Here is a 25,446-nt window from a genome sequence, read left to right as displayed (position 1 = left end):
ACCGGTGTCAGTTCCCTCAGGCGGTCGCGAGAGGGGGGTGCGGGGGGCGCGAGCCCCCCCCAAGCTTTCTCAGTACTGCTCGGTCTCGACGAAACCGGCGTCCGCGTCGTCGTCGGCGCCGAAGGCGTCGGCGGCGGCGGTCGGGTCGAATCCGGGCGGGCTGTCCTTGAGGGCCAGGCCCATGCCGGCCAGCTTCGCCTTGACCTCGTCGATCGACTTCGCACCGAAGTTGCGGATGTCGAGCAGGTCGGCCTCGGAGCGGGCCACGAGCTCACCCACGGAGTGGATGCCCTCGCGCTTGAGGCAGTTGTACGAGCGGACCGTGAGCTCGAGCTCCTCGATCGGCAGCGCCAGGTCGGCGGCCAGGGCCGCGTCCGTCGGCGAGGGGCCCATGTCGATGCCCTCGGCGTCGATGTTGAGCTCGCGCGCCAGACCGAACAGCTCGACCAGGGTCTTGCCGGCGGACGCCATGGCGTCGCGCGGGCGCATGGCCTGCTTGGTCTCGACGTCGACGATCAGCTTGTCGAAGTCGGTGCGCTGCTCGACTCGGGTCGCCTCGACCTTGTAGGTGACCTTGAGGACCGGGCTGTAGATGGAGTCGACCGGGATGCGGCCGATCTCCTGGCCCAGCTGCTTGTTCTGGACGGCGGAGACGTAGCCGCGACCGCGCTCGACGGTCAGCTCCATCTCCAGCTTGCCCTTGCCGTTGAGCGTGGCGAGGACGAGGTCCGGGTTGTGCACCTCGACACCGGCCGGGGGCGCGATGTCGGCAGCGGTGACCAGGCCGGGACCCTGCTTGCGCAGGTACATCACGACCGGCTCGTCGTGCTCCGAGGAGACGACCAGCTGCTTGATGTTGAGGATGATGTCCGTGACGTCTTCCTTGACGCCCGGCACGGTGGTGAACTCGTGCAGGACGCCGTCCACGCGGATGCTGGTGACAGCGGCACCCGGGATGGAGGACAGGAGGGTACGGCGCAGGGAGTTGCCGAGGGTGTAGCCGAAGCCCGGCTCCAGCGGCTCGATCACGAACCGCGAGCGGTACTCGTCGACGACCTCTTCGGTCAGCGAAGGACGCTGAGCGATAAGCATGTCTGTTCCTTCAGTCGTGGACGCCCACTATTTGACGCCCGACGGTGCGGCCCCGGAGGGCCGCGGACTTACAAGGGTACGGGCGGTACGTCCCCCGAAGGGAGCGCACCGCCCGGACACTCAAGAACGCACGGGGCGTCCGCTGCGTCAGACGCGGCGGCGCTTCGGCGGCCGGCAGCCGTTGTGCGGGGTGGGGGTGACGTCCTGGATCGAGCCGACCTCGAGGCCGGTGGCCTGGAGGGAGCGGATCGCGGTCTCGCGGCCGGAGCCCGGACCCTTCACGAAGACGTCGACCTTGCGCATGCCGTGCTCCTGCGCGCGGCGGGCGGCCGACTCGGCGGCCATCTGCGCGGCGAAGGGGGTGGACTTGCGCGAGCCCTTGAAGCCGACGTGGCCGGCGGAGGCCCAGGAGATCACGTTGCCCGAGGGGTCCGTGATCGAGACGATCGTGTTGTTGAACGTGCTCTTGATGTGGGCGTGCCCGTGAGCGACGTTCTTCTTTTCCTTGCGGCGCACCTTCTTGGCAGCGCCCTGACGACCCTTGGGGGGCATCTAAATCTCCTACGGGAGGTGGTCGGTCCTACAGCGCAAGACCGCTGAACAGGACTACTTCTTGCCCGGCTTCTTCTTACCGGCGATCGCGCGACGCGGGCCCTTGCGGGTACGCGCGTTCGTGCTGGTGCGCTGACCGTGCACCGGCAGGCCACGACGGTGGCGGATGCCCTGGTAGCACTGGATCTCGATCTTGCGGCGAATGTCGCCCTGGATCTCGCGGCGGAGGTCACCCTCGGTACGGAGGTTGGCGTCCACGTACTCGCGGATCTTGACGAGGTCCTCTTCGGCCAGGTCACGAACGCGGGTGTTCGGGTTCACGCCGGTGGAGGCGAGGATCTCCTTGGACCGGGTGCGCCCGATACCGAAGACGTAGGTGAGTGCGATCTCCACACGCTTTTCGCGCGGGATGTCAACACCGGAAACGCGTGCCACAAATGGCTCCTGTGTGTTCGGGGGTCTTCCGCAGAACCACTCCCGACCGCCGACCACCCTGATGGATGGTGGTACGTCCGGGTCCCCGGCCCCCGCCGGAGGTACCGCCGGCCCCGTGCAGGGCTGGGCGGGTTCTGCGTATGTACGTTTTTACGTCGCGCTGAAGAACTGCGGAGTGCAGGTCGGTCGGCGTGCGTCAGCCCTGGCGCTGCTTGTGGCGCAGGTTGTCGCAGATGACCATGACCCGACCGTGACGGCGGATCACCTTGCACTTGTCGCAGATCTTCTTGACGCTCGGCTTGACCTTCATGTTGGTGAGGTTCTCCGGGTCAGTGCCACCACCCGCACCGGGACGGACGCCCAGGCAGGAGTGAGGACAAGATCTACTTGTATCGGTAGACGATCCGGCCACGCGTCAGGTCGTAGGGAGAGAGCTCCACGACGACCCGGTCATCGGGAAGGATGCGGATGTAGTGCATGCGCATCTTCCCGCTGATGTGCGCGAGGACCTTGTGACCGTTCTGGAGTTCCACCTTGAACATCGCGTTCGGGAGGGACTCGATCACGGTGCCCTCGATCTCGATGGCACCTTGCTTCTTGGCCACGCTTCGCCTTTCGAATCGGCTACCTTGATCGGCTCACAGGCATGGAAATGCACGCGAGCCGACGAGTCAGTCTACGTCAGGGCACCCAGAAAGACGAATCCGGAAAGTTTGCCCATGAGTCTAGATCATTAAGCGGCGGCTACCCGAGGGGGTCCGGGGCCGTCGTGACCCCGTACTCCGCCAGCTTCGCCTTGCCGCAGTCCGGGCTGGTCAGGACGATGGGGCCGGCCTCGGTCAGCGCGACCGAGTGCTCCCAGTGCGAGGACCAGGTGCCGTCCGTGGTGATGACCGTCCAGTCGTCCGCCAGTACCTCCGTCTGGGCGGTGCCCAGGGAGACCATCGGCTCGATCGCCAGGCACAGGCCCGGCACCAGCTTGATGCCCTTGCCCCGCTTGCGCGAGACGTAGTTCAGCAGGTGCGGGTCCATGTGCATCTCGGAGCCGATGCCGTGGCCGCCGTAGTCCTCGATGATCCCGAACTTGCCGAGGCTGTGCTCACCGGTCGCCGGCCGCGGCTGCCGCTTGATGTAGCCCTCGATCGCCTTCGAGATGTCCACCAGGCGGTTGCCGGACTTCATGGCGGCGATGCCGGCCCACATCGACTCCTCGGTCACGCGCGACAGCTCGACGAGCTCCGGGGCGTGACCGGTGCCCACGAAGGCCGTGTACGCCGCGTCGCCGTGCCAGCCGTCGACGATGGCGCCCGCGTCGATGGAGATGACGTCCCCGTCCTTGAGGACCGTCTTGTCGTCGGGGATGCCGTGGACGACGACCTCGTTCACCGAGGTGCAGATGGTCGCGGGGAAGCCCCCGTAGCCGAGGAAGTTCGACTTGGCCCCGGCGTCCGCGATCACCTTCCGCGCCACCATGTCCAGGTCCCGCGTCGTGGCGCCCGGCACGGCCGCCTCACGGGTCGCCGCGTGGATCGCGGCGACGACCAGCCCTGCCTCCCGCATCTTCGCGATCTGCTCGGGGGTCTTCAGCTGAACCATGAACGGGGACCTTCCACCTTCGAAAACGGGTCTTCTCAACAGTAAGGCCGCGGTGTCACTGGGACACCGCGGCCGTACTGCCGGTCACAAGAGGAGTGACTACTTCTGCAGGGCGTCCATCGCCCGCTGGGTGATCTCGTGCACCTCGCCGAGCGCGGCGATCGTCACCAGCAGGTCCTGGGCCTTGTAGTAGTCGATGATCGGCTCGGTCTGCGTGTGGTAGACCTCCAGCCGGGTGCGCACCGTGGCCTCGGAGTCGTCGTCGCGCTGGTACAGCTCGCCGCCGCAGACGTCGCAGACGCCCTCGGCCTTCGGCGCCGCGTACGAGACGTGGAAGACGTGCGCGGAGTCCTTGCGGCAGATGCGCCGCCCGGCGATCCGCTTGACGACCTCGTCCTCCTCGACCTCCAGGTCGAGGACGGCGTCGAGCTTCATGCCCGCGCCCTGGAGCATCTCGTCGAGCGCCTCGGCCTGCGACACGTTGCGCGGGAAGCCGTCGAGCAGGAAGCCGCCCGCGGCGTCCGGCTGCTCCATGCGGTCCTTGGCCATGCCGATGGTGATCTCGTCGGGGACGAGGTCTCCGGCGTCCATGAACGCCTTCGCGCGCCGGCCCAGCTCGGTGTTCTTGCTGATGTTGGCGCGGAAGAGATCGCCCGTGGAGATGTGCGGGATCGACAGGTTCTTGGCGAGGAACGCGGCCTGCGTTCCCTTGCCCGCACCCGGGGGTCCGACGAGGACGATTCGCATCAGCGGAGGAACCCTTCGTAGTTGCGCTGCTGGAGCTGGCTCTCGATCTGCTTCACGGTTTCCAGACCCACACCCACGATGATGAGGATGCTCGTCCCGCCGAACGGGAAGTTCTGGTTCGCTCCGAAGCCGGCCAACGCCATTGTCGGCACAAGAGCGATCAGACCCAGGTACAGCGACCCCGGCCAGGTGATCCGGTTGAGTACGTAGCTCAGGTACTCGGCGGTAGGCCGGCCGGCGCGGATGCCCGGGATGAACCCACCATACTTCTTCATGTTGTCGGCAACTTCCTCGGGGTTGAACGAGATCGCCACGTAGAAGAACGCGAAGAAGACGATCAGGAGGAAGTAGGCGGCGATGTAGTACGGGTGGTCGCCCTTGACGAAGTGCTTCTGGATCCAGGTGGCCCAGCCGGCGGTCGAACCGCTGAACTGCACGATCAGCGCCGGGATGTACAGCAGCGACGAGGCGAAGATGACCGGGATGACACCGGCCTGGTTCACCTTGAGCGGGATGTAGGTGGACGTGCCGCCGTAGGCGCGGCGTCCGATCATGCGCTTCGCGTACTGGACCGGGATCCTGCGCTGCGCCTGTTCGACGAAGACCACCAGGGCCACCATCGCGAGGCCCACCAGGATGACCACGGCGAACTCCACCCAGCCATCAGCGATCTTGCCCTGGAGCTTGATCGTCCAGAGAGCGCCGACGAAGCCGGCCGCGATCGAGATGAACATCAGGATGGACATGCCGTTGCCGATGCCGCGGTCGGTGATCAGCTCACCGAGCCACATGACGACACAGGTACCGGCGGTCATGGTGAGAACCATGACGACCGTGGTGAAGATCGAGCGGTCGGGAACGATCTCACGGGCGACGGGGCAGGTACCGAAGAGGGCGCCGGTCCGCGCGGTGGCGACCAGGCCGGTGCCCTGGAGGATCGCCAGGGCGACCGTCAAATAGCGCGTGTACTGGGTGATCTTCGCCGTGCCGGACTGTCCCTCTTTTTTGAGGTTCTCCAGCTTCGGGATGACCACGGTCAGCAGCTGCAGGATGATGCTCGCCGTGATGTACGGCATGATGCCGAGCGCGAAGATCGTGATCTGCAGCAGCGCACCGCCGCTGAACATGTTGACCAGACCGAAGAGGCTGTTGCTGCTCCCCATCTGGTCCACGCAGATCTGGACGTTCTTGTAGCTCACGCCGGGTACCGGGATGTGGGACCCGAGCCTGTACAGCACGATGATGCCGAGTGTGAAGAGCAGCTTCTTGCGCAGGTCGGGCGTCTTGAACGCCCGGGCGAACGCGGTGAGCACGGTGCCTCCTGCGACCCCCGCGCTACTGCGTCAGAGGTGACGGTCTGAGGGATCGACGAATACGTACGAGCAAAGGTGCAGGCCACCTTACCGGCGACTGCGCCCCCCGTGGAACGACCGACCGGGGATGCCCCATATGTGAGGCATCCCCGGTCGGGTTTTACTCGCTATTTGTCACAGAGTTCGTCTTAGACGAGCTCGGTCACGGTGCCGCCGGCAGCGGCGATCTTCTCCTTGGCGGAGGCGGACACGGCGTCGACCGACACCGTCAGCGCCACGGAGATCTCGCCCTGGCCCAGGACCTTGACGAGGCTGTTCTTGCGAACCGCGCCCTTGGCGACCAGGTCGGCCACCGTGACCTCTCCACCCTCGGGGTAGAGGGCACCGAGCTTGTCCAGGTTGACGACCTGGAACTCGGTGCGGAACGGGTTCTTGAAGCCCTTGAGCTTCGGCAGGCGCATGTGGAGGGGCATCTGCCCGCCCTCGAAGCGCTGCGGGATCTGGTAGCGGGCCTTCTGGCCCTTCGTACCACGACCGGCCGTCTTACCCTTCGACGCCTCACCACGACCGACACGGGTCTTCGCGGTCTTGGCGCCGGGGGCGGGACGGAGGTTGTGGGCCTTCAGCGGGCTGTTCTCAGCCATGTTAGTCAACCTCCTCAACCGTCACGAGGTGGCGGACGGTGTGAACCATTCCGCGGAACTCGGGGCGGTCCTCCTTGACGACCACGTCGTTCAGGCGCTTGAGCCCGAGCGAACGCAGAGTGTCGCGGTGGTTCTGCTTGCTGCCGATGTACGACTTCGTCTGCGTGATCTTGAGGCGGGCCATCAGACACCCGCCCCTGCACGCGCACGGAGCAGAGCCGCGGGGGCGACGTCCTCGAGGGGCAGACCACGGCGAGCCGCGATCTCCTCGGGACGCTGCAGGCCCTTGAGGGCCGCCACGGTCGCGTGCACGATGTTGATCGCGTTGGACGAGCCGAGCGACTTCGACAGGATGTCGTGAACGCCGGCGCACTCCAGAACGGCGCGCACCGGGCCACCGGCGATAACACCGGTACCGGGGGAAGCCGGCTTCAGCAGCACGACGCCCGCGGCACGCTCGCCCGTGATCGGGTGAGGGATGGTGCCCTGGATGCGCGGAACCTTGAAGAAGTTCTTCTTGGCTTCCTCGACACCCTTGGCGATGGCCGCGGGAACTTCCTTGGCCTTGCCGTAACCGACACCTACGGTGCCGTCACCGTCGCCCACCACGACCAGCGCGGTGAAGCTGAAGCGGCGACCACCCTTGACAACCTTGGCGACGCGGTTGATCGCGACAACGCGCTCAACGTAAGCGGTCTTCTCGGCGGCAGCGCCACCGTCGCGACCCTTCCGGTCCCGCCGCTCGCCGCCACCGGCACCGCTTCCGCGGCGCTGGGGTCCAGCCATTGGATTACCTCTCTCTGTTACGTCCGTGAGTCCCGGAACCGGGGCTTAGAACTTCAGCCCGGCTTCGCGGGCGGCGTCAGCCAGAGCGGCAATGCGCCCGGCGTATCGGTTGCCACCGCGGTCGAACACGACGGTCTCGACACCCGCAGCCTTGGCACGCTCGGCGACGAGCGCGCCGACAGCCTGGGCCTGGGCGCTCTTGTCGCCTTCGCCACCGCGGATCGAAGCGTCCAGGGTCGACGCGGACGCAAGGGTGTGACCCTTGAGGTCGTCGATGACCTGGGCAACGATGTTGCGGTTCGAACGCGTCACGACGAGGCGCGGACGCTCCGCCGTACCCGAGACGTTCTTGCGGATGCGGATGTGGCGGCGAGCCTTGGCAGCGCGCTTGTACGCGTCGCCCTTGGCGATCTTCACACCGTATGCCATGGCTACTTACCAGCCTTTCCGACCTTGCGGCGGATGACTTCGCCGGCGTACTTGACACCCTTGGCCTTGTACGGGTCGGGCTTCCGCAGCTTGCGGATGTTGGCGGCGACCTCGCCGACCTTCTGCTTGTCGATGCCCTCGACCGTGAACTTGGTGGGCGACTCGACCTTGAAGGAGATGCCCTCGGGCGCCTCGATCAGGATCGGGTGGCTGTAACCAAGCTGGAACTCCAGAGCGGAGCCCTTCGCGGCGACGCGGTAACCGACACCGCTGATCTCGAGAGCCTTGACGTATCCCGTGGTCACACCGGTGATCATGTTCGCCACCAGCGTGCGGGACAGGCCGTGCAGGGCCTTGTTCTGACGCTCGTCGTTGGGGCGGGTGACGTTCAGAACGCCGTCCTCACCCTTGACGATCTCGATCGGCGCGGCGACGGTGTGCGAGAGGAGACCCTTGGGGCCCTTCACCGCGACCGTGCGGCCATCGATGGTGACGTCCACACCGGCGGGAACCTGGATGGGGAGCTTGCCGATTCGCGACATTGCTTTTCCTCCGTTCCCGACTACCAGACGTAGGCGAGGACTTCCCCACCTACGCCCTTCTTGCCTGCCTGCTGGCCGGTCAGGAGACCGTGCGACGTGGAGATGATCGCCACGCCCAGGCCACCGAGGACCTTCGGCAGGTTGGTGGACTTCGCGTACACGCGCAGACCGGGCTTCGAGATCCGCTTGATGCCCGCGATGGAGCGCTCACGGTTCGGCCCGAACTTCAGCTCGAGGACGAGGTTCTTGCCGACCTCGGCGTCCTCGACCTTCCAGCCGGTGATGAAACCCTCCTGCTTGAGGATCTCTGCGATGTGCGACTTGATCTTGCTGTGCGGCATCACGACGGTGTCGTGGTACGCCGAGTTAGCGTTACGCAGACGCGTGAGCATGTCTGCGATCGGGTCAGTCATGGTCATGAAGTGGCCTTCGGCCTCTCTCGCCGGGGTTTCCTGTATGCGCCATCCCTCTCCCCGCTCAGAGGCGGGACGGGTGCGGTGCGGGGACCTACGGCGTAGTAAGTCGTTATGGGCGGCGGACGCCCAACCACACAAGCCTAAGGCATGCGGGGCCGGGCATCCGCCGACCAGATGCTTACCGAGAGTCTCTGGAACTTCCTCAAGTCCTTACGGACGGGAGGGAGTTACCAGGAGCTCTTGGTCACGCCCGGCAGCTCGCCACGGTGAGCCATCTCACGAAGGCAGACGCGGCACAGGCCGAACTTGCGGTACACGGAGTGGGGGCGACCGCAGCGCTGGCAGCGGGTGTACGCACGCACACCGAACTTGGGCTTGCGGGCAGCCTTCGCGATGAGAGCCTTCTTCGCCATCTCGCTTACGCCTCCTTGAAGGGGAAGCCGAGGTGACGAAGGAGCGCGCGGCCCTCGTCGTCGTTGGTCGCCGTGGTGACCACGGTGATGTCCATACCCCGGGTACGGTCGATCTTGTCCTGGTCGATCTCGTGGAACATGACCTGCTCCGTGAGACCGAAGGTGTAGTTGCCACGGCCGTCGAACTGCTTCGGCGACAGACCACGGAAGTCACGGATACGCGGCAGCGCGAGCGACAGCGTACGGTCCAGGAACTCCCACATGCGGTCACCACGGAGGGTGACGTGGCACCCGATCGGCTGACCCTCGCGCAGCTTGAACTGCGCGATGGACTTGCGGGCCTTCGTGACGGCCGGCTTCTGGCCGGTGATCGTCGTCAGGTCGCGGATGGCGCCGTCGATCAGCTTCGAGTCACGGGCGGCGTCGCCGACACCCATGTTCACGACGATCTTGACGAGGCCGGGGATCTGCATGACGTTCTCGTAGGAGAACTCCTCACGCAGCTTGCCCGCGATGTCCTCGCGGTACTTCGTCTTCAGACGCGGAGTGGTAGCCATCAGATGTCCTCACCCGTGCGCTTGGCAACGCGGATCTTGTTGCCTTCGTCGTCGAAGCGGTAACCGACGCGGGTGACGACCTTCTTGCCGTCCTTCTCCACGACCAGCTGCACGTTGCTCACGTGGACCGGGGCCTCGGTGATGACGATGCCACCGGCCTGGTTCTGCGCGGCCTTGGTGTGCTTCTTGACCCGGTTGACACCCTCGACCAGGACGCGGTTCTCGCTGGGCATGGCCGCGATGACCTTGCCCTGCTTGCCCTTGTCCTTACCGGTGATGACCTGGACCAGGTCGCCCTTCTTGATCTTCATGCTTACAGCACCTCCGGCGCGAGCGAGATGATCTTCATGAACTTCTTCTCGCGCAGCTCACGGCCCACGGGGCCGAAGATACGGGTGCCGCGAGGGTCGCCGTCGTTCTTCAGAATGACGGCGGCGTTCTCGTCGAAGCGGATGTACGAGCCGTCCTGGCGGCGGCGCTCCTTGACGGTGCGAACGATGACCGCCTTGACGACGTCACCCTTCTTCACGTTGCCACCGGGGATCGCATCCTTGACGGTGGCGACGATGACGTCACCGATGCCCGCGTAGCGGCGACCGGAGCCACCGAGAACACGGATGCAAAGGATCTCCTTGGCACCAGTGTTGTCGGCGACACGCAGTCGCGACTCCTGCTGGATCACGTCTATCTCCTGTTTGTCTGCCGGTTCCCGGCCGGGGCTTCAGTGAAGCCCCGGCCGAGCCTGGCGGAACGAACCTGAAGGGTTACCCCTTCAAGTGATTACTTGGCCTTCTCGAGGATCTCGACGATGCGCCAGCGCTTGGTCGCCGACAGCGGACGCGTCTCCATGATGAGGACGCGGTCGCCGACGCCGGCAGCGTTCTGCTCGTCGTGCGCCTTGAGCTTGTTCGTACGGCGGATGACCTTGCCGTACAGCGCGTGCTTCACGCGGTCCTCGACGGCGACGACGACGGTCTTGTCCATCTTGTCGCTGACGACCAGACCCTCACGGGTCTTGCGGAATCCGCGGTCGGTCTTCTCAGTCACGTTGTTCTCGCTCATCAGGCGTTCTCCACCGTCTCGATACCGAGCTCACGCTCGTGCATCAGGGTGTAGATGCGAGCGATGTCCTTACGGACGGACTTGAGCCGGCCGTTGTTCTCCAGCTGACCCGTGGCCGCCTGGAAACGGAGCTTGAACAGCTCCTCCTTGGCCTCGCGCAGCTTGCCAACGAGCTCCTCGTTGCCGAGCTCACGCAGCTCGGACGCCTTGGTTCCCGTCGCCATCACGACTCACCTGCCTCGCGCCGCACGATCCGGCACTTCATCGGAAGCTTGTGAGCAGCGCGGGTGAGCGCCTCACGAGCAATCTTCTCGTTCGGGTAGGACAGCTCGAACATGACCCGGCCCGGGTGCACGTTCGCGATCCACCACTCGGGAGAACCCTTACCGGAACCCATGCGGGTCTCGGCCGGCTTCTTCGTCAGGGGGCGGTCCGGGTAGATGTTGATCCAGACCTTGCCGCCACGCTTGATGTGGCGGGTCATCGCGATACGAGCCGCCTCGATCTGGCGGTTCGTCACGTAGGCGGGGGTGAGCGCCTGGATGCCGTACTCGCCGAACGAGACCTCAGTACCGCCCTTGGCCATACCGCTGCGCTTCGGGTGGTGCTGCTTGCGGTGCTTGACCCTACGAGGGATCAGCATGTCGGTCAGGCCTCCGTTCCGGTGCTCTCGGCCGGAGCGGCGGCGGGAGCGTCGGCCTTGGGGGCCTCGGCACCAGCAGCCTGCTGCGGCTTGCGGCCACCACGGCCGCCGCGCTCGCCACCACGGCCACCACGGCCGGCGGGACGGTCGCCAGCGCCGGCGCCACGGGCCGGGCGGTTACCCGCACGGGCCGCAGCGTTCTCGGCGCGAACCTCGGCGATGTTCTTGACGTCGCCCTTGTAGATCCAGACCTTCACACCGATACGGCCGAAGGTGGTCTTGGCCTCGAAGAAGCCGTAGTCCACGTTCGCGCGCAGCGTGTGCAGCGGCACACGACCCTCGCGGTAGAACTCGGAGCGGGACATCTCGGCGCCGCCGAGGCGGCCGCCGCACTGGATCTTGATGCCCTTGGCGCCGGCCTTCATGGTGCCCTGCATGCTCTTGCGCATGGCACGACGGAAGGAGACGCGGGAGGAGAGCTGCTCGGCAACGGCCTGGGCAACGAGCTGAGCGTCGAGCTCGGGGTTCTTGACCTCGAGGATGTTCAGCTGGACCTGCTTGCCCGTGAGCTTCTCGAGGTCGCCGCGGATGCGGTCGGCCTCGGCGCCACGGCGGCCGATGACGATGCCGGGACGGGCGGTGTGGATGTCCACACGCACGCGGTCACGGGTGCGCTCGATCTCAACCTTCGAGATGCCGGCGCGCTCCATGCCGGACGTCATCATCCGACGGATGGCGACGTCTTCCTTGACGTAGTCCTTGTACAGCTTGTCGGCGTACCAACGCGACTTGAAGTCCGTGGTGATGCCGAGTCGGAACCCGTGCGGGTTTACCTTCTGGCCCATTACCGGGAACCTTCCTTGCTGCTGACGACCACGGTGATGTGGCTGGTCCGCTTGCGGATCCGGTAGGCACGGCCCTGGGCACGCGGACGGAACCGCTTCAGGGTCGGGCCCTCGTCCACGTACGCCTCGCTGATGACCAGCGTGGAGGCGTCCGGGTGGTTGTAGTTGTGTGCGGCGTTGGCAATGGCGCTGTCCAGCACCTTGCCGACCGGCACGCTCGCGGCCTGCGGGGCGAAACGCAGGACCGCCTGAGCCTCCGTGGCATCCATGCCACGGATAAGGTCCACCACGCGGCGGGCCTTCATGGGCGTGACGCGGATGTACCGCGCCTGGGCCCTGGCTTCCATGGTTGTCCCTTCGGTGTAAGTCATAGTCGTAACCACCCCGCCTTTAGCGGCGCTTCGACTTCCGGTCGTCCTTGACGTGGCCGCGGAAGGTGCGAGTCGGCGAGAACTCGCCGAGCTTGTGGCCGACCATCGACTCGGTGACGAACACCGGGACGTGGGTCTTGCCGTTGTGCACCGCGATGGTGTGACCCAGCATGCTGGGGATGATCATCGAGCGACGGGACCAGGTCTTGATGACGTTCTTGGTGCCGGCTTCGTTCTGGACGTCCACCTTCTTTACGAGGTGGTCGTCGACGAAGGGCCCCTTCTTGAGACTGCGCGGCATCTAAACCCGCTCCTAGCGCTTCTTGTTCGTCTTGCGGCGGCGGACGATGTACTTGCTCGAAGCCTTCTTCGGCGAGCGAGTACGACCCTCCTTCTGACCCCACGGGGAGACCGGGTGGCGACCACCACTGGTCTTGCCCTCACCACCACCGTGCGGGTGGTCAACCGGGTTCATCGCGACACCGCGGACGGACGGGCGAACGCCCTTCCAGCGCATGCGGCCGGCCTTGCCCCAGTTGATGTTCGACTGCTCGGCGTTGCCGACCTCGCCGACCGTGGCGCGGCAGCGCGCGTCGACGAGACGGATCTCGCCCGACGGCATGCGGAGGTGGGCCATGACGCCCTCCTTCGCGAGCAGCTGCACGGAGGCACCGGCGGAGCGGGCGAACTTGGCGCCGCCACCGGGACGGAGCTCGATCGCGTGGATCGTGGTACCGACCGGGATGTTGCGGAGCGCGAGGTTGTTGCCCGGCTTGATGTCGGCCGTCGGGCCGTTCTCGATCCGGTCACCCTGCTGCAGACCGCGCGGCGCGATGATGTAGCGCTTCTCGCCGTCGGCGTAGTGCAGCAGCGCGATGCGCGCGGTGCGGTTGGGGTCGTACTCGATGTGCGCGACCTTGGCCGGCACGCCGTCCTTGTCGTGACGACGGAAGTCGATCACGCGGTAGGCGCGCTTGTGTCCGCCACCCTGGTGGCGAACGGTGATCCGGCCGGTGTTGTTACGGCCGCCCTTGCTGTGCAGAGGGCGAACCAGCGACTTCTCCGGCGTGGACCGCGTGATCTCGACAAAGTCGGCGACGCTGGAGCCACGACGGCCCGGGGTCGTCGGCTTGTACTTGCGGATACCCATTTCTCAGTCCTCGTCCGATTCCGGACGACTAGACCTCCGCTAGGAGGCCTGGCCGCCGAAGATGTCGATACGGTTGCCCTCGGCAAGGGTCACGATGGCGCGCTTGGTGTTGGCGCGCTTGCCGAAACCGGTCTTGGTGCGCTTGCGCTTACCCTGACGGTTGATCGTGTTGACCCCGGTGACCTTGACCGAGAAGACCGCTTCCACGGCCTGCTTGATCTGGGTCTTGTTGGCGCCGGGCGCGACGATGAACGTGTACTTGTTCTCGTCCAGCAGCGCGTAGCTCTTCTCCGAGACGACCGGCTTGATCAGCAGGTCGCGCGGGTCGGTGAAGGTCTTGCTGGTAACGGTCGCCTCAGACATCAGGCGTCGCTCCCTTCGGTCTCGTCGGCCTTGGGGCCAGACACGAAGGACTCGAGCGCGGCCTGGGTGAAGACCACGTCGTCAGAGACGATCACGTCGTACGTGTTCAGCTGGCCCGGCTCCAGGATGTGGACCTGGGGCAGGTTGCGGGCGGACAGCCACGCGGCCTCGTCGGCACGCTCGACGACCAGGAGCAGGTTCTTGCGCTCCGAGATCTTGCCGAACAGCGTCTTGGCGGCCTTCGTGGAGGCGGCACCCTCGACCACGCCGGTGACGACGTGGATGCGGGAGTGACGCGCACGGTCCGAGAGGGCACCGCGGAGGGCGGCGGCCTTCATCTTCTTGGGGGTCCGCTGCGAGTAGTCACGCGGCTGCGGGCCGTGGACGACGCCACCGCCGGCGAACTGCGGAGCGCGGGTCGAACCCTGACGGGCGCGGCCGGTGCCCTTCTGGCGGTAAGGCTTCTTGCCACCACCACGGACTTCGCCACGGGTCTTGGTCTTGTGCGTGCCCTGACGGGCAGCTGCCAGCTGGGCGACAACGACCTGGTGGATCAGCGGAACGCTGGTCTTCGCGTCGAAGATCTCCGCGGGGAGCTCGACGGTACCGGCCTTGTCGCCTGCCGGCGAAAGGATGTCAATGGTGCTCATTACCTCAAGCCCCCTTGGCCGCGGTACGGACCAGGACGAGGCCGCCGTTCGGACCGGGGACCGCGCCCTTGATGAGGAGCAGACCCTTCTCCGCGTCAACCGCGTGGATGGTCAGGTTCTGGGTGGTGACGCGCTCGTTACCCATGCGACCGGCCATGCGCATGCCCTTGAAGACACGCCCAGGGGTGGCACAGCCACCGATCGAACCGGGGGAGCGGTGCTTGCGCTGCACACCGTGACCGGCGCCGAGGCCCCGGAAGTTGTGCCGCTTCATGACACCGGCGAAGCCCTTGCCCTTGCTGTTGCCCGTGACGTCGACCTTGACGCCGGACTCGAACACCTCAGCAGTGATCTCCTGGCCGAGCGTGTACTCGCTGGCGTCGGAGGTGCGGAGCTCCACCAGGTGGCGGCGGGGGGTCACGTCGGCCTTGGCGAAGTGGCCCTTGAGGGGCTTGTTCACCTTGCGCGGGTCGATCTCGCCGAAGGCGATCTGGACCGACTCGTAGCCGTCGATGTCGTTCGTACGGACCTGGGTAACGACGCAGGGTCCGGCCTTGACGACGGTCACCGGGACGACACGGTTGTTCTCGTCCCAGACCTGGGTCATGCCGAGCTTCTCGCCCAGGACGCCCTTGATCTGCTTTGCCATCTTCTCGACGCCTCTCAGAGCTTGATCTCGATGTCAACGCCGGCCGGAAGGTCCAGGCGCATCAGCGAGTCAACGGTCTTGGGCGTCGGGTCGAGGATGTCGATCAGGCGCTTGTGCGTGCGCATCTCGAAGTGCTCGCGCGAGTCCTTGTACTTGTGCGGCGACTTGATGACGCAGTACACGTTCTTCTCAGTGGGCAGCGGCACCGGGCCCGCGACCGACGCACCAGTGCGCGTCACCGTCTCGACGATCTTCTTCGCCGAGGAGTCGATGACCTCGTGGTCGTAGGCCTTGAGCCGGATGCGGATCTTCTGTCCCGCCATGGCTACTCCGTAGTCCTGTCTCTGTGTGGAAACGCTCTGGCTCCCGGAAGGCTGCAGAACCGGGGTTCTGCGGCTTCTCTCCGACCCACGCGGTCGGGCGTGTCGCACTCCCTCTACAGAAAATTCCCATAGGGAATTCCCTCGTCCAAGGGGGTGCGGTCCTTGACCGCGCATCGGGGGAGAAACACCCGCCGAGTGCCTGGTGGGCACCGTGCTGACACTTCCCAGAAGATTCCCGTACGTCCGCCCTCATTGCTGCCCCGAAAGGCAGATTAAGGACGACGAGTACTGTGGGACTCGCTTCCGGTCCTCCCGGCGGGAGGCGCACAGCATCGGCACTCAACCGAGCAACTTGAGTAGTCTGCCATACGAGACACGTACCTGGCCAATCGGGGCGAAGAGCTTACCCCGCCGCGCGGACACGTCAAACCGCGCCGCGCGTTTGCCCGGGGGGTTCCTCCCAGGTCAGGAGCGGGATGCCGTCGTGCACTCCTGCGGCAGCTCGGCCATGGACCTGCTCCGGTCGTACGGATCCACGACCGGCCCGGACGGGCCCGGCCCGGGCGCCCTGAGCTCGCTGTCGAACTGGGGGTGGAGGAAGCCGGTCCCCTCCCGCGTGCAGTCGTCGTTGCCGGCGGTCTCCCGCCACTCCACGACCTGGAGCTTGCCCGCGGTCGCGACCACCTTGCGCGGGTCGGACAGCGCCAGGACCATCGTGCGCCGCACCACCGTGCGGGCCACCTCGTCCGCGCCGGGCTTCGCCCGGACCACGGGGTACACGAAGGTGTAGTCGGCGTGCACCTTCACCTCGCCGTCCCGGCTGCTGTCGAAGCTCATCCGGCCGCGCGTCTTGACCACGTCGCCGTGGACCCGGACCTCCGCCGGGTCGAACCGGCTGACCAGCCACAGCGGGTCCGCGTCCGCCGAGGGGCGGGCGAGCGCCTGCTCCATGAGGCCCCTCCCGTCGCTCTGGAGCGGGTCCAGCAGGTCCAGCGCCGCCTGGGGTCGCTCTCCCCGCAGGGCGGCGGGGTCCAGGTTGGACGCGACCAGCAGCGCCTTGGTCTTCGCCAGCGCGTCCGCGACCTGTTCCTTCGACATCCCGCCCACGGCACTGGCCTCCGGGACCTCGATGGCGGCGGCGCCATCGGCCCACTGGAGGGCCGGAGAGCCCCGGAACGGCTCCTTCAGGGTCGGACGGTCCGGGTAGCCGGCCTCCGGGGCCGCCGTCGGGCGGGCGGACTCGGCCGGCAGCGGCGGGGCCCCGGCGGCCGCCCGACGGGCCTCGGTCTTGCCGGTCAGCCGGTCGATCAGCAGCTCCGGCCGTACGACGACCAGCGCCAGGGCCGCGACGCCCACGATCGCCGCGGTGGCCTTGAGCCCCCGGCGGCGCCGGCGCCGGCCCTCCAGCTCCTGCCAGGCAGGCCCCGTACGCCAGCCCGGCGGGTCACTCGGCGCGGGCCGGCCCGTCCCGAAGCGGCGCCGGCCGGCGGCCCGTTCGCGCTCCGCGTCCTCGCGCCGCAGCCGCTCGGTGACCATCCGCGCCCGCGCGGACGGCTCCTTCGGCGCGTCCGCGCCCTCCCGCGCGAGCTGCTCGCTGAAGCGCGCCCACTCCTCGTCCGATATCCCGGCCCCGTCGGCGTCCTGCCGCCCCATGATCCCCACCCCGAACGTTCGTACGTGATCCGTGCCGGAGCCTCTCACGGCCCCGCGTCCATGATTACCGGGGGGGTACGACAAAGGACCCCTCCCCCACCGCCGGAGCGGTGGGAGAGGGGTCCCTCGGTCGGACAAGGTGCTCGCTCTCGCGAGCTACCAGGTCAGAACACGAATTACTTCGTGATCTTGGTGACCTGGCCGGCGCCCACGGTACGACCACCCTCACGGATGGCGAACTTCAGGCCCTCCTCCATGGCGACCGGCTGGATCAGCGCGACCGTCATGTCGGTGTTGTCGCCCGGCATGACCATCTCGGTGCCCTCGGGGAGGGTGACGACGCCGGTCACGTCCGTGGTACGGAAGTAGAACTGCGGGCGGTAGTTGTTGAAGAACGGGGTGTGACGGCCACCCTCGTCCTTCGACAGGATGTACGCGGCGGCCTCGAACTCGGTGTGCGGCGTGACCGAACCGGGCTTGATGATGACCTGGCCGCGCTCGACGTCCTCGCGCTTGATGCCACGGAGGAGCAGACCGACGTTCTCGCCGGCCTGGCCCTCGTCGAGCAGCTTGCGGAACATCTCGATGCCGGTGACCGTGGTGGTGGTCTTCTCGGTCTTGATGCCGATGATGTCGACGGTCTCGTTGACCTTCAGGACACCACGCTCGATACGACCGGTGACGACGGTGCCACGACCGGTGATCGTGAAGACGTCCTCGACGGGCATGAGGAACGGCTTGTCGGTGTCACGCGGCGGGGTGGGGATCGACTCGTCGACGGCCTTCATGAGGCCGAGGAGCTTCTCGCCCCACTCCTTGTCGCCCTCGAGCGCCTTCAGCGCGGAGACCTGGACGACCGGCAGGTCGTCGCCCGGGAAGTCGTACTCGGAGAGCAGCTCACGGACCTCGAGCTCGACGAGCTCCAGGATCTCCTCGTCGTCCACCATGTCGGCCTTGTTCAGGGCGACGACGATGTAGGGGACGCCGACCTGGCGGGCCAGGAGCACGTGCTCCTTGGTCTGCGGCATCGGGCCGTCGGTGGCGGCGACCACGAGGATCGCGCCGTCCATCTGCGCGGCACCCGTGATCATGTTCTTGATGTAGTCCGCGTGACCGGGGCAGTCAACGTGGGCGTAGTGACGCGCCTCGGTCTGGTACTCGACGTGCGCGATGGAGATGGTGATACCGCGCTGGCGCTCCTCAGGAGCCTTGTCGATCTGGTCGAAGGCCGAGGCCTCGTTCAGGTCCGGGTACGCGTCGTGCAGCACCTTGGTAATGGCGGCCGTGAGGGTCGTCTTACCGTGGTCAATGTGACCGATGGTGCCGATGTTGACGTGCGGCTTAGTCCGCTCGAACTTCGCCTTCGCCACGGGGGTCCTCCTGGAGAGTGGTTCTGTACGCCTTACAGATCGGCGCCAGGTGATCTTTGCTGGGAAGCCGGGTTCCCCGGGGCAACGGGAGGGTTGCTCCTGTTGCCCCAGAGGCTCCGGTGACAAGCCTAAAGCGTGTACTCGGAAGAGTTACTCGCCCTTGGCCTTCGCGATGATCTCCTCGGCGACGTTCCGCGGAACCTCGGCGTAGGAGTCGAACTGCATCGAGTAGCTGGCGCGACCCGAGGTCTTGCTGCGGAGGTCTCCGACGTAGCCGAACATCTCCGAAAGCGGCACGAGGCCCTTGACGATCTTGGCTCCGTGACGGTCCTCCATGGCCTGGATCTGGCCACGGCGGGAGTTGATGTCACCGATGACGTCGCCCATGGACTCCTCCGGCGTGGTGACCTCGACGGCCATCATCGGCTCGAGGAGCACGGGAGAAGCCTTGCGCGCGGCCTCCTTGAAGGCCTGCGAACCGGCGATCTTGAAGGCGAGCTCGGAGGAGTCGACCTCGTGGTAGCCACCGTCGAGAAGCGTGACGCGGACGCCCGTCATCTCGTAGCCGGCCAGGATGCCGAACTGCATGGCCTCCTGCGCACCGGCGTCGACCGAAGGGATGTACTCCTTCGGCACGCGGCCACCGGTGACCTTGTTGACGAACTCGTACGCCGGACCATCGGCGTCCGTGATCGGCTCGATCGCGATCTGCACCTTCGCGAACTGACCGGTACCACCGGTCTGCTTCTTGTGGGTGTAGTCGTGACGCTCGACGGCCTTGCGGATCGTCTCACGGTACGCGACCTGCGGCTTGCCGACGTTGGCCTCGACCTTGAACTCGCGCTTCATACGGTCGACCAGCACCTCGAGGTGCAGCTCGCCCATACCGCCGAGGATGGTCTGGCCCGTCTCCTCGTCCGAGTGAACGTGGAAGGAGGGGTCCTCCTCCGCGAGACGCTGGATGGCGACACCCAGCTTCTCCTGGTCACCCTTGGACTTGGGCTCGATGGCGACCTGGATGACCGGGGCCGGGAAGTCCATGGACTCCAGGATCACCTGGTTCTTGTCGTCACACAGCGTCTCACCGGTGGTGGTCTGCTTCAGGCCCATGACGGCGACGATGTCGCCGGCGCCCACCGAGTCGATCTCCTCACGCTTGTTCGCGTGCATGCGGTAGATCTTGCCGATGCGCTCCTTCTTGCCCTTGACGGAGTTCAGCACCGCAGTGCCGGCCTCCAGGCGGCCCGAGTAAACCCGGACGAAGGTGAGCTTGCCGAGGTGCGGGTCGCTCATGATCTTGAACGCGAGCGCCGCGAGGGGCTCCTCGTCCGACGGCTTGCGCCGCACGACGACCTCGGCGTCCTTGACGTCGTGGCCCTCGATGGCCTCGATGTCCAGGGGGGACGGGAGGTAGCGCACGACGGCGTCGAGCAGGGGCTGGACGCCCTTGTTCTTGAACGCCGTACCGCAGAACACCGCGGTGATCGTGGGCTCGCCCTTGCCCTTGCCGGAGCCGAGGATGATGCGGCGCACGGCCGCGTGCAGCTGCTCCTCGGTGGGCTCGGTGCCCTCGAGGAAGAGCTCCATCATCTCTTCGTCGTTCTCGGCGACCTGCTCGACGAGGGTGGCGCGCCACTCCTCGGCCAGCTCGGTGTGCGTGGCCGGGATGTCGACGACGTCGTACATCTCGCCCTTGGTGGCCTCGGCGGACCACACGAGCGCCTTCATGCGGACGAGGTCGACGACGCCCTTGAAGTCCGCCTCGGCACCGATCGGCAGCTGCATGACGATCGGAACCGCACCGAGGCGGTCCTTGATCATGTCGACGCAGCGCATGAACTCGGCGCCGGTACGGTCGAGCTTGTTGACGAAGCAGATGCGCGGCACGCCGTAGCGGTCCGCCTGACGCCAAACGGTCTCGGACTGCGGCTCCACACCGGCGACACCGTCGAACACGGTGACGGCACCGTCGAGGACGCGGAGCGAACGCTCCACCTCGACCGTGAAGTCAACGTGACCCGGGGTGTCGATGATGTTGATGGTGTGGTCGACGTCCTCGAGCGGCCAGTGACAGGTCGTCGCGGCGGACGTGATCGTGATGCCGCGCTCCTGCTCCTGCTCCATCCAGTCCATCGTGGCAGCGCCGTCGTGGACCTCACCGATCTTGTACGACACACCGGTGTAGAACAGGATGCGCTCGGTGGTGGTCGTCTTGCCCGCGTCGATGTGGGCCATGATGCCGATGTTGCGCACCTTGGCCAGGTCAAGCGAAGTGGTAGCCATAAGGCTTCGGTCTTCTCTCGGTCTCGATGTGGGGTGGGACTACCAGCGGTAGTGCGCGAAGGCCTTGTTGGACTCGGCCATCTTGTGCGTGTCCTCGCGCTTCTTGACGGCAGCGCCAAGACCGTTGGAGGCGTCGAGCAGCTCGTTCATGAGGCGCTCGGTCATGGTCTTCTCACGGCGGGCGCGGGAGTAACCCACGAGCCAGCGGAGGGCCAGGGTCGACTGGCGACCCGGCTTGACCTCGACGGGGACCTGGTAGGTCGCGCCACCGACACGGCGGGACTTGACCTCGAGGGACGGCTTGACGTTCTCCAGCGCGCGCTTCAGCGTGATGACCGGGTCGTTGCCGGTCTTCTCGCGGAGGCCTTCCATGGCGCCGTAGACGATGCGCTCGGCGGTGGAGCGCTTGCCGTTCAGCAGGATCTTGTTGATGAGCGAGGTCACCAGAGGAGATGCGTAGACCGGGTCGATGATGACCGGGCGCTTCGGGGCGGGGCCCTTACGAGGCATTCTTACTTCTCCTTCTTGGCGCCGTAGCGGCTGCGGGCCTGCTTGCGGTTCTTGACAGCCTGGGTGTCAAGCGCACCGCGGATGATCTTGTAACGAACACCCGGCAGGTCCTTCACACGGCCACCACGCACGAGCACGATGGAGTGCTCCTGCAGGTTGTGTCCCTCACCCGGAATGTAAGCGGTGACCTCGATGCCGGAGGTCAGACGCACACGCGCGACCTTACGGAGCGCCGAGTTCGGCTTCTTCGGGGTGGTCGTGAACACACGCGTGCAGACGCCGCGACGCTGGGGCGAAGCCTCGAGCGCGGGAGTCTTTGTCTTCTCGACCTTGTCCTGCCGGCCCTTACGGACCAGCTGCTGGATCGTAGGCACTACTTCTCCGGTTTCTGTGTGCCGTGTAGTGAAGCTAACCTGGAACTTTGCCGACCCACGCGGTCGGGTGTGTCGGATCCGGCGGAGCTCCCCGCAGAAGCGGAAAGACGCGTGGATCGCAGTGGCCGTCGACTCTCTCGTGCGGTTGATGGACACGCACGGGAGCCCAGGCACACCCCAGGCACAAGGTCTGAGCGTACCCACCGCATCCACTCCGGTCAAAACATAAGCCGCACCGCGGCCCCCGGGACGAGCGCACAGCTCAGGCGCCGCACGGGCGCGGCCCCTGTCGGACGGGGCGGGCGCGCGCAGCGCGCACCGGCGTGGTAGTGCGGGCGAACTACACTGCGCACCGAATCCCAGCGAATCAGTCCACATCGTACGAGCGCCAGGAGCAGGACATTGGGGACGGTCAGCACGGAGCCGGCGACGGCGGAAACCCCGCCCCCTGACGGCGGCCGGGCCCCCAGGTCACGGCGGCGAACCGGGCTCTCCCGGCTGTACGGGCCGCTGCTGGCCTTCCTCGTCACCTCGGGCGCCTTCTGCGCGGCCTGGGTGGCCCGGGGCACCTTCCCCTTCGGCGACACGGGCCGGGCCGTCAACGACCAGGCCAACCAGTACGTGCCCTTCCACCGCGCCCTCTGGGACCTGGTGCACGGCCAGGCCGCCGGCGACGTGCTGTTCACCTGGCGGGGAGGCTTCGGACAGCAGTTCCTGTCCGACTACTACACCTACCTCGGCAACCCCTTCTCCTGGCTCGCGGTGCTGGTGCCGCGCGAACACGTGGACCTGGCCGTCTTCGTGATCACCCCGGTCACGATGGGCACCGCGGCCGCCCTGATGACCGTCTACCTCGGCAAGCTGCACCCCGGGCCGTGGTGGCAGCGCGGGGTGCTCGGGGCGACGTACGGCCTGTGCGGGTGGGCGCTGAGCGACGCCTCGTACATCCCCATGTGGCTGTGGGGCCTGGTGGCCCTCCCGCTGCTCGGCATCGCCGTCGAGTGGTGCCTGGAGGGCCGCCGCTGGCCGGGCGTGGCGCTGCTGGTCGCCCTCGCCTGGTTCGGGAACTTCTACACGGCGATGATGGCCACGATGGCGGCCTGCGTCCTGCTGGCGATCCGCCTGGTGACCCTGGACATGACGGGCGCGCAGCGGCTGCGCGCCGTGGGGCGGGCGGCCACCGCGGCCGCCACGGGCATCCTCCTCACGCTCCCCCTCCTCCTCCCGTCGTTCCTGTCGAGCGGGGCCGCGCAGCCCACCAAGGCCGGTGCCTTCGACCCCGTACGGATCGAGGTCTTCCTCGCCGGGATGCTCCCGGCCACCCACCTGTGGGGCGGCCGGCCGCGCCTGTACGTCGCCTCCCTCGGCCTGATCCTGGCCGGGAGCTTCCTGCTGAACGGCCGGATCGCGGCGCGCACCCGCCTGACATGGGCGGCCGCCACCCTCCTCGTCCTCGTGTCCTTCCAGTTCCCGCCGACCCAGTACGTGTGGCACGGCCTGGCGGTGCCGAACGGCAACCCGTACCGCGAGGCCTTCGTCTTCAGCGGGATGGTGGTCGTGGTGGCCTGGCTGGCGCTGGCCAACCGCCCGCGCCCGCTGCACCTGGCCCTGTCGGCCGGCCTCCTGGTCCTGGCCACCTTCGTCCTGCGCCACGCCGACGACTTCGGCGGCTGGACCTGGCCCGCCGTCCTCGCCGGCGGCGCGGTGTCCCTGCTGGCCCTGACCCTCCTGGCCCTGGGCGAGAAGCGCCGCGCGCTGGTCCCGGTGGCCGCGCTGCTGATGATCGGCGTCGTCTTCGCCGAATCGGCGGTCGCCGCGGCCAACGCGGACGCCCGCCGCTCCCGCGAGCGCTGGGCCCACCCCGCCGCGACCTCGAACCGCTCGATCACGAACCACTTCGAGGCCGTCCAGAAGGCGGACGGCTGGCCCGCCTACCGGACGGACTCGGGCGCGCCGCAGACCTCGTACAACGACGCCCTCGCCCTCCGGGCGGAGGGACCGCAGTACTACAGCAGCTACCTCCCCGAGGCCACCTACCGGGCCCTGGAGCCCCTCGGCTACGGCTTCAAGAACGACGGCCGGACCTTCTTCGGCGCCGACAACCCGGTCCTGGACGCGATCTTCTCCATCGGCGCCCGGGTCCGCCCCGGGACGGAGCCGAACACCTGGACGTCGACCCGCTTCCCCACCCCTCCCCTGGTCACGCTCCGCACGGCCCCGTACACCTCCCCCAACCCGGCCGGCTCGGTCTACGCCCGCCAGGAGAACGTCCTGGGCGCCACGGTCTACGAGGTCCCGCGGACCACCCGGACGGGCACCCCCGCCACCCAGACCTACACGGCCCAGTGCACCCCCGGCTCCGAGGCGTACTGGTACTCCCCCGCCCTCCACGGCACGCTACGCACCGGCGCCTCCGCCCTCCCCCTCGAGGACCGCATGACGGGCGTCCTCCCCCTCGGCCCCGTCCCCGCCTCCGGCACGGTCACCACCACGGTGGAGACCCGCACGGAGAACGCCACGGCCGGCCCGACCCCCATCGGCTGCCTGGACCGCACCCGCCTCGACGCGGCGGTCCGCCACCTGACCGCCACCGGCGCCACCACCGTCCGGGCGGGCGGCCACACCCTGGAAGCCACCCTCCCGCCGAACACCACCGGCACCGCCGTCCTTGCCGTCACGAACATCCCCGGCTGGCAGTGCTCGGCCCCGATCCGCGACCACAACGGCCTGCTCTCCCTCCCGGTCACCCCGAGCACCGGCCACCTCTCCTGCACCTTCACCCCCAAGGGCCTCACCCCGGGCCTGGCAGCCGCCACCCTGGCCCTCCTCACGCTCACCTCGGTCACCACAACGACCCACCTCAGACGCCGCCGCGGGATCCGCTAATCCGCCGTCACGCATCCCCGGTGACCAGTACATTGACCGCCCTGACAACCGGGGGGTGCACATGGCATCGGAGCACGTGGCGGGCGACGGAGGGCTGGACGATCGGGTCCCCTTCCTCGCCCGTTTGGAGGACGAGGACGGCGCTGCGTTACGGGCACTGGGCCACGAGCTGACCTTCGCGCCCCGCGCACACCTCATCCACCAGAACGAACCCGCCGCCCATGTCCTGCTGATCCTCCACGGCTGGACGAAGGTCACCAGCTCCGCCGCCAACGGCAAGGAGGCGCTGCTCGCCCTGCGCGGCCCGGGCGACATCATCGGCGAATCCGCCGCCCTCACCGGGCGCGCCCGCTCCGCCACCGTGACCGCGCTCGAACCGGTGCGCGCCGTGGCCGTCGCCCCCGAACGCTTCCGCGCCTTCCTCGCCCGCGTCCCCGCCGCCGCCTTCCAGCTCCTGGCCCTCACCACGGACCGCGCACGCGCCGGCGACCGGAGGCGGCTGGAGTTCGCCTCGCTGAGCGTGCGCGAGCGGCTGGCCGTCCTGCTCCAGGACCTGGCCCGTACCCACGGGCGGCGCACCGAGGAGGGGATCGAGATCACCGTCCCCCTCAGCAAGCAGGAGATCGGCGGAGCCATCGGGGCCTCCCGCGAGATGGTCCAGCGCCAGCTCAAGGACCTGCGCGACCGCGGGGTCGTCATCACGGGCCGCCGCACGACGGTGATCACACGGCCGGACGTACTGCGCCGGATCGCCCATGCGCAGGGCGAGAGCTGAACCGTCCCCTTCAGTGC

35 protein-coding genes and 1 pseudogene are annotated in these 25,446 nt (G+C 67.3%); 2 read left to right on the top strand and 34 right to left on the bottom strand.

Going from position 1 to position 25,446, the window contains the following annotated elements:
* Positions 1-69: 69 nt before the first annotated feature.
* The 34 genes and pseudogenes from AB0D45_RS13700 to rpsL all read right to left on the bottom strand — a co-directional run bounded on the left by AB0D45_RS13700 (position 70) and on the right by rpsL (position 21,768).
* The gene (locus AB0D45_RS13700; protein WP_007265920.1) at positions 70-1,092 is read right to left on the bottom strand and encodes a DNA-directed RNA polymerase subunit alpha; all 1,023 of its coding nucleotides are present in this window, start codon (positions 1,090-1,092) and stop codon (positions 70-72) included.
* Positions 1,093-1,239: 147 nt separating this feature from the next.
* Entirely contained in the window at positions 1,240-1,644 is a 405-nt protein-coding gene (gene rpsK / locus AB0D45_RS13695; protein ID WP_003956432.1) for a 30S ribosomal protein S11, read from the bottom strand.
* A 54-nt stretch (positions 1,645-1,698) separates the two neighbouring features.
* Complete coding sequence (gene rpsM / locus AB0D45_RS13690; protein WP_007265919.1) at positions 1,699-2,079, bottom strand: 30S ribosomal protein S13; 381 nt, start codon at positions 2,077-2,079, stop codon at positions 1,699-1,701.
* A gap of 196 nt (positions 2,080-2,275) precedes the next feature.
* A complete protein-coding gene (gene rpmJ, locus AB0D45_RS13685) occupies positions 2,276-2,389 on the bottom strand; it encodes a 50S ribosomal protein L36 (RefSeq protein ID WP_003956441.1) in 114 nt (37 codons plus the stop codon).
* 73 nt (positions 2,390-2,462) lie between these two features.
* Complete coding sequence (gene infA / locus AB0D45_RS13680; protein WP_003956442.1) at positions 2,463-2,684, bottom strand: translation initiation factor IF-1; 222 nt, start codon at positions 2,682-2,684, stop codon at positions 2,463-2,465.
* A 139-nt stretch (positions 2,685-2,823) separates the two neighbouring features.
* The gene (gene map / locus AB0D45_RS13675; protein WP_362458142.1) at positions 2,824-3,675 is read right to left on the bottom strand and encodes a type I methionyl aminopeptidase; all 852 of its coding nucleotides are present in this window, start codon (positions 3,673-3,675) and stop codon (positions 2,824-2,826) included.
* A gap of 99 nt (positions 3,676-3,774) precedes the next feature.
* On the bottom strand, positions 3,775-4,422 hold the full coding sequence (locus AB0D45_RS13670; RefSeq protein ID WP_361597714.1) for an adenylate kinase: 648 nt from the start codon (positions 4,420-4,422) through the stop codon (positions 3,775-3,777).
* Positions 4,422-5,735, bottom strand: a complete 1,314-nt coding sequence (gene secY, locus AB0D45_RS13665) for a preprotein translocase subunit SecY (protein WP_361597711.1) — start codon at positions 5,733-5,735, stop codon at positions 4,422-4,424. Before secY ends, AB0D45_RS13670 begins: the two co-directional genes overlap by 1 nt.
* Positions 5,736-5,923: 188 nt before the next feature.
* Positions 5,924-6,379, bottom strand: coding sequence for a 50S ribosomal protein L15 (gene rplO, locus AB0D45_RS13660; protein ID WP_030154704.1), 456 nt, complete (start codon positions 6,377-6,379; stop codon positions 5,924-5,926).
* A gap of 1 nt (position 6,380) precedes the next feature.
* Entirely contained in the window at positions 6,381-6,563 is a 183-nt protein-coding gene (gene rpmD / locus AB0D45_RS13655; protein ID WP_005313525.1) for a 50S ribosomal protein L30, read from the bottom strand.
* Positions 6,563-7,165, bottom strand: coding sequence for a 30S ribosomal protein S5 (rpsE, locus tag AB0D45_RS13650; protein WP_356811230.1), 603 nt, complete (start codon positions 7,163-7,165; stop codon positions 6,563-6,565). The genes rpmD and rpsE overlap by 1 nt, the downstream gene beginning before the upstream one ends.
* 45 nt (positions 7,166-7,210) lie before the next feature.
* A complete protein-coding gene (gene rplR / locus AB0D45_RS13645; protein WP_356851287.1) occupies positions 7,211-7,594 on the bottom strand; it encodes a 50S ribosomal protein L18 in 384 nt (127 codons plus the stop codon).
* A gap of 2 nt (positions 7,595-7,596) precedes the next feature.
* Positions 7,597-8,136, bottom strand: coding sequence for a 50S ribosomal protein L6 (gene rplF / locus AB0D45_RS13640; RefSeq protein ID WP_030298217.1), 540 nt, complete (start codon positions 8,134-8,136; stop codon positions 7,597-7,599).
* A gap of 20 nt (positions 8,137-8,156) precedes the next feature.
* Positions 8,157-8,555 (bottom strand): 30S ribosomal protein S8, encoded by a 399-nt coding sequence (gene rpsH / locus AB0D45_RS13635; RefSeq protein ID WP_007265911.1) that lies wholly within the window; start codon positions 8,553-8,555, stop codon positions 8,157-8,159.
* Positions 8,556-8,779: 224 nt separating this feature from the next.
* Positions 8,780-8,965, bottom strand: a complete 186-nt coding sequence (locus AB0D45_RS13630; RefSeq protein ID WP_003956452.1) for a type Z 30S ribosomal protein S14 — start codon at positions 8,963-8,965, stop codon at positions 8,780-8,782.
* Between the two features lie 5 nt (positions 8,966-8,970).
* Entirely contained in the window at positions 8,971-9,522 is a 552-nt protein-coding gene (gene rplE, locus AB0D45_RS13625; protein ID WP_030298216.1) for a 50S ribosomal protein L5, read from the bottom strand.
* Positions 9,522-9,833 carry a 50S ribosomal protein L24 gene (rplX, locus tag AB0D45_RS13620; protein ID WP_249767358.1) on the bottom strand — a complete coding sequence of 104 codons (312 nt, stop codon included), beginning with the start codon at positions 9,831-9,833 and terminating at the stop codon, positions 9,522-9,524. Before rplX ends, rplE begins: the two co-directional genes overlap by 1 nt.
* Positions 9,834-9,835: 2 nt before the next feature.
* The gene (gene rplN, locus AB0D45_RS13615; RefSeq protein ID WP_003956455.1) at positions 9,836-10,204 is read right to left on the bottom strand and encodes a 50S ribosomal protein L14; all 369 of its coding nucleotides are present in this window, start codon (positions 10,202-10,204) and stop codon (positions 9,836-9,838) included.
* Between the two features lie 98 nt (positions 10,205-10,302).
* Positions 10,303-10,584 (bottom strand): 30S ribosomal protein S17, encoded by a 282-nt coding sequence (gene rpsQ / locus AB0D45_RS13610; RefSeq protein WP_361597701.1) that lies wholly within the window; start codon positions 10,582-10,584, stop codon positions 10,303-10,305.
* Entirely contained in the window at positions 10,584-10,808 is a 225-nt protein-coding gene (gene rpmC / locus AB0D45_RS13605) for a 50S ribosomal protein L29 (RefSeq protein WP_054222532.1), read from the bottom strand. The genes rpsQ and rpmC overlap by 1 nt, the downstream gene beginning before the upstream one ends.
* A complete protein-coding gene (rplP, locus tag AB0D45_RS13600) occupies positions 10,808-11,227 on the bottom strand; it encodes a 50S ribosomal protein L16 (protein ID WP_112447745.1) in 420 nt (139 codons plus the stop codon). The genes rpmC and rplP overlap by 1 nt, the downstream gene beginning before the upstream one ends.
* A 5-nt stretch (positions 11,228-11,232) precedes the next feature.
* A complete protein-coding gene (gene rpsC, locus AB0D45_RS13595) occupies positions 11,233-12,072 on the bottom strand; it encodes a 30S ribosomal protein S3 (protein WP_007265905.1) in 840 nt (279 codons plus the stop codon).
* Entirely contained in the window at positions 12,072-12,419 is a 348-nt protein-coding gene (gene rplV / locus AB0D45_RS13590; protein ID WP_007265904.1) for a 50S ribosomal protein L22, read from the bottom strand. Before rplV ends, rpsC begins: the two co-directional genes overlap by 1 nt.
* Before the next feature lie 43 nt (positions 12,420-12,462).
* The gene (gene rpsS / locus AB0D45_RS13585; RefSeq protein ID WP_008739713.1) at positions 12,463-12,744 is read right to left on the bottom strand and encodes a 30S ribosomal protein S19; all 282 of its coding nucleotides are present in this window, start codon (positions 12,742-12,744) and stop codon (positions 12,463-12,465) included.
* A 12-nt stretch (positions 12,745-12,756) separates the two neighbouring features.
* On the bottom strand, positions 12,757-13,593 hold the full coding sequence (rplB, locus tag AB0D45_RS13580; RefSeq protein ID WP_030388860.1) for a 50S ribosomal protein L2: 837 nt from the start codon (positions 13,591-13,593) through the stop codon (positions 12,757-12,759).
* Positions 13,594-13,632: 39 nt separating this feature from the next.
* A pseudogene (gene rplW, locus AB0D45_RS13575) lies at positions 13,633-13,935 on the bottom strand (50S ribosomal protein L23); the annotation flags it as partial.
* A gap of 20 nt (positions 13,936-13,955) precedes the next feature.
* Positions 13,956-14,606, bottom strand: coding sequence for a 50S ribosomal protein L4 (rplD, locus tag AB0D45_RS13570; protein WP_030959024.1), 651 nt, complete (start codon positions 14,604-14,606; stop codon positions 13,956-13,958).
* A 4-nt stretch (positions 14,607-14,610) separates the two neighbouring features.
* Positions 14,611-15,255 (bottom strand): 50S ribosomal protein L3, encoded by a 645-nt coding sequence (gene rplC, locus AB0D45_RS13565; protein ID WP_007265899.1) that lies wholly within the window; start codon positions 15,253-15,255, stop codon positions 14,611-14,613.
* 14 nt (positions 15,256-15,269) lie between these two features.
* A complete protein-coding gene (rpsJ, locus tag AB0D45_RS13560; RefSeq protein WP_003948644.1) occupies positions 15,270-15,578 on the bottom strand; it encodes a 30S ribosomal protein S10 in 309 nt (102 codons plus the stop codon).
* 465 nt (positions 15,579-16,043) lie between these two features.
* Complete coding sequence (locus tag AB0D45_RS13555) at positions 16,044-17,231, bottom strand: hypothetical protein (protein ID WP_362458129.1); 1,188 nt, start codon at positions 17,229-17,231, stop codon at positions 16,044-16,046.
* A 176-nt stretch (positions 17,232-17,407) separates the two neighbouring features.
* The gene (gene tuf, locus AB0D45_RS13550; protein WP_361606931.1) at positions 17,408-18,601 is read right to left on the bottom strand and encodes an elongation factor Tu; all 1,194 of its coding nucleotides are present in this window, start codon (positions 18,599-18,601) and stop codon (positions 17,408-17,410) included.
* A gap of 150 nt (positions 18,602-18,751) precedes the next feature.
* Positions 18,752-20,884 carry an elongation factor G gene (gene fusA, locus AB0D45_RS13545; RefSeq protein WP_361606934.1) on the bottom strand — a complete coding sequence of 711 codons (2,133 nt, stop codon included), beginning with the start codon at positions 20,882-20,884 and terminating at the stop codon, positions 18,752-18,754.
* 39 nt (positions 20,885-20,923) lie between these two features.
* The gene (gene rpsG, locus AB0D45_RS13540; RefSeq protein WP_007265894.1) at positions 20,924-21,394 is read right to left on the bottom strand and encodes a 30S ribosomal protein S7; all 471 of its coding nucleotides are present in this window, start codon (positions 21,392-21,394) and stop codon (positions 20,924-20,926) included.
* Positions 21,395-21,396: 2 nt separating this feature from the next.
* Positions 21,397-21,768 carry a 30S ribosomal protein S12 gene (rpsL, locus tag AB0D45_RS13535; RefSeq protein ID WP_007265893.1) on the bottom strand — a complete coding sequence of 124 codons (372 nt, stop codon included), beginning with the start codon at positions 21,766-21,768 and terminating at the stop codon, positions 21,397-21,399.
* Positions 21,769-22,170: 402 nt separating this feature from the next.
* Between rpsL and AB0D45_RS13530 the strand changes: the two genes are divergently transcribed.
* Together AB0D45_RS13530 and AB0D45_RS13525 are read left to right on the top strand one after the other, a co-directional pair.
* Positions 22,171-24,654, top strand: a complete 2,484-nt coding sequence (locus tag AB0D45_RS13530) for a YfhO family protein (RefSeq protein WP_362458124.1) — start codon at positions 22,171-22,173, stop codon at positions 24,652-24,654.
* Between the two features lie 61 nt (positions 24,655-24,715).
* Positions 24,716-25,429, top strand: a complete 714-nt coding sequence (locus AB0D45_RS13525; RefSeq protein ID WP_361606942.1) for a Crp/Fnr family transcriptional regulator — start codon at positions 24,716-24,718, stop codon at positions 25,427-25,429.
* Positions 25,430-25,446 lie beyond the last annotated feature (17 nt).

This window comes from Streptomyces sp. NPDC048352 (genome assembly GCF_040651895.1).
Taxonomy (GTDB): Bacteria; Actinomycetota; Actinomycetes; order Streptomycetales; family Streptomycetaceae; genus Streptomyces.
Note: the sequence above shows the minus strand (reverse complement) of the source record. Positions and strands in the feature narration are given on the sequence as shown.

Excerpts from the sequence above, each read along its gene's own strand:
- AB0D45_RS13630 (WP_003956452.1), bottom strand. The coding sequence starts at position 8,965 with ATGGCGAAGAAGGCTCTCATCGCGAAGGCTGCCCGCAAGCCCAAGTTC.
- rplC (WP_007265899.1), bottom strand. The coding sequence starts at position 15,255 with ATGGCAAAGCAGATCAAGGGCGTCCTGGGCGAGAAGCTCGGCATGACC.
- AB0D45_RS13555 (WP_362458129.1), bottom strand. The coding sequence starts at position 17,231 with ATGGGGCGGCAGGACGCCGACGGGGCCGGGATATCGGACGAGGAGTGG.
- rplE (WP_030298216.1), bottom strand. The coding sequence starts at position 9,522 with ATGGCTACCACTCCGCGTCTGAAGACGAAGTACCGCGAGGACATCGCG.
- rpsQ (WP_361597701.1), bottom strand. The coding sequence starts at position 10,584 with ATGAGCGAGAACAACGTGACTGAGAAGACCGACCGCGGATTCCGCAAG.
- rpsE (WP_356811230.1), bottom strand. The coding sequence starts at position 7,165 with ATGGCTGGACCCCAGCGCCGCGGAAGCGGTGCCGGTGGCGGCGAGCGG.
- rpsK (WP_003956432.1), bottom strand. The coding sequence starts at position 1,644 with ATGCCCCCCAAGGGTCGTCAGGGCGCTGCCAAGAAGGTGCGCCGCAAG.
- rplX (WP_249767358.1), bottom strand. The coding sequence starts at position 9,833 with ATGAAGATCAAGAAGGGCGACCTGGTCCAGGTCATCACCGGTAAGGAC.
- AB0D45_RS13670 (WP_361597714.1), bottom strand. The coding sequence starts at position 4,422 with ATGCGAATCGTCCTCGTCGGACCCCCGGGTGCGGGCAAGGGAACGCAG.
- rplR (WP_356851287.1), bottom strand. The coding sequence starts at position 7,594 with ATGGCATACGGTGTGAAGATCGCCAAGGGCGACGCGTACAAGCGCGCT.
- fusA (WP_361606934.1), bottom strand. The coding sequence starts at position 20,884 with ATGGCTACCACTTCGCTTGACCTGGCCAAGGTGCGCAACATCGGCATC.
- rpsG (WP_007265894.1), bottom strand. The coding sequence starts at position 21,394 with ATGCCTCGTAAGGGCCCCGCCCCGAAGCGCCCGGTCATCATCGACCCG.
- rpsH (WP_007265911.1), bottom strand. The coding sequence starts at position 8,555 with ATGACCATGACTGACCCGATCGCAGACATGCTCACGCGTCTGCGTAAC.
- rpmC (WP_054222532.1), bottom strand. The coding sequence starts at position 10,808 with ATGGCGACGGGAACCAAGGCGTCCGAGCTGCGTGAGCTCGGCAACGAG.
- rpmD (WP_005313525.1), bottom strand. The coding sequence starts at position 6,563 with ATGGCCCGCCTCAAGATCACGCAGACGAAGTCGTACATCGGCAGCAAG.
- rpsJ (WP_003948644.1), bottom strand. The coding sequence starts at position 15,578 with ATGGCGGGACAGAAGATCCGCATCCGGCTCAAGGCCTACGACCACGAG.
- rpmJ (WP_003956441.1), bottom strand. The coding sequence starts at position 2,389 with ATGAAGGTCAAGCCGAGCGTCAAGAAGATCTGCGACAAGTGCAAGGTG.
- rplV (WP_007265904.1), bottom strand. The coding sequence starts at position 12,419 with ATGGAAGCCAGGGCCCAGGCGCGGTACATCCGCGTCACGCCCATGAAG.
- rplF (WP_030298217.1), bottom strand. The coding sequence starts at position 8,136 with ATGTCGCGAATCGGCAAGCTCCCCATCCAGGTTCCCGCCGGTGTGGAC.
- AB0D45_RS13525 (WP_361606942.1), top strand. The coding sequence starts at position 24,716 with ATGGCATCGGAGCACGTGGCGGGCGACGGAGGGCTGGACGATCGGGTC.
- rplP (WP_112447745.1), bottom strand. The coding sequence starts at position 11,227 with ATGCTGATCCCTCGTAGGGTCAAGCACCGCAAGCAGCACCACCCGAAG.
- rpsS (WP_008739713.1), bottom strand. The coding sequence starts at position 12,744 with ATGCCGCGCAGTCTCAAGAAGGGGCCCTTCGTCGACGACCACCTCGTA.
- rpsC (WP_007265905.1), bottom strand. The coding sequence starts at position 12,072 with ATGGGCCAGAAGGTAAACCCGCACGGGTTCCGACTCGGCATCACCACG.
- rplD (WP_030959024.1), bottom strand. The coding sequence starts at position 14,606 with ATGAGCACCATTGACATCCTTTCGCCGGCAGGCGACAAGGCCGGTACC.
- map (WP_362458142.1), bottom strand. The coding sequence starts at position 3,675 with ATGGTTCAGCTGAAGACCCCCGAGCAGATCGCGAAGATGCGGGAGGCA.
- rplB (WP_030388860.1), bottom strand. The coding sequence starts at position 13,593 with ATGGGTATCCGCAAGTACAAGCCGACGACCCCGGGCCGTCGTGGCTCC.
- rplO (WP_030154704.1), bottom strand. The coding sequence starts at position 6,379 with ATGGCTGAGAACAGCCCGCTGAAGGCCCACAACCTCCGTCCCGCCCCC.
- AB0D45_RS13700 (WP_007265920.1), bottom strand. The coding sequence starts at position 1,092 with ATGCTTATCGCTCAGCGTCCTTCGCTGACCGAAGAGGTCGTCGACGAG.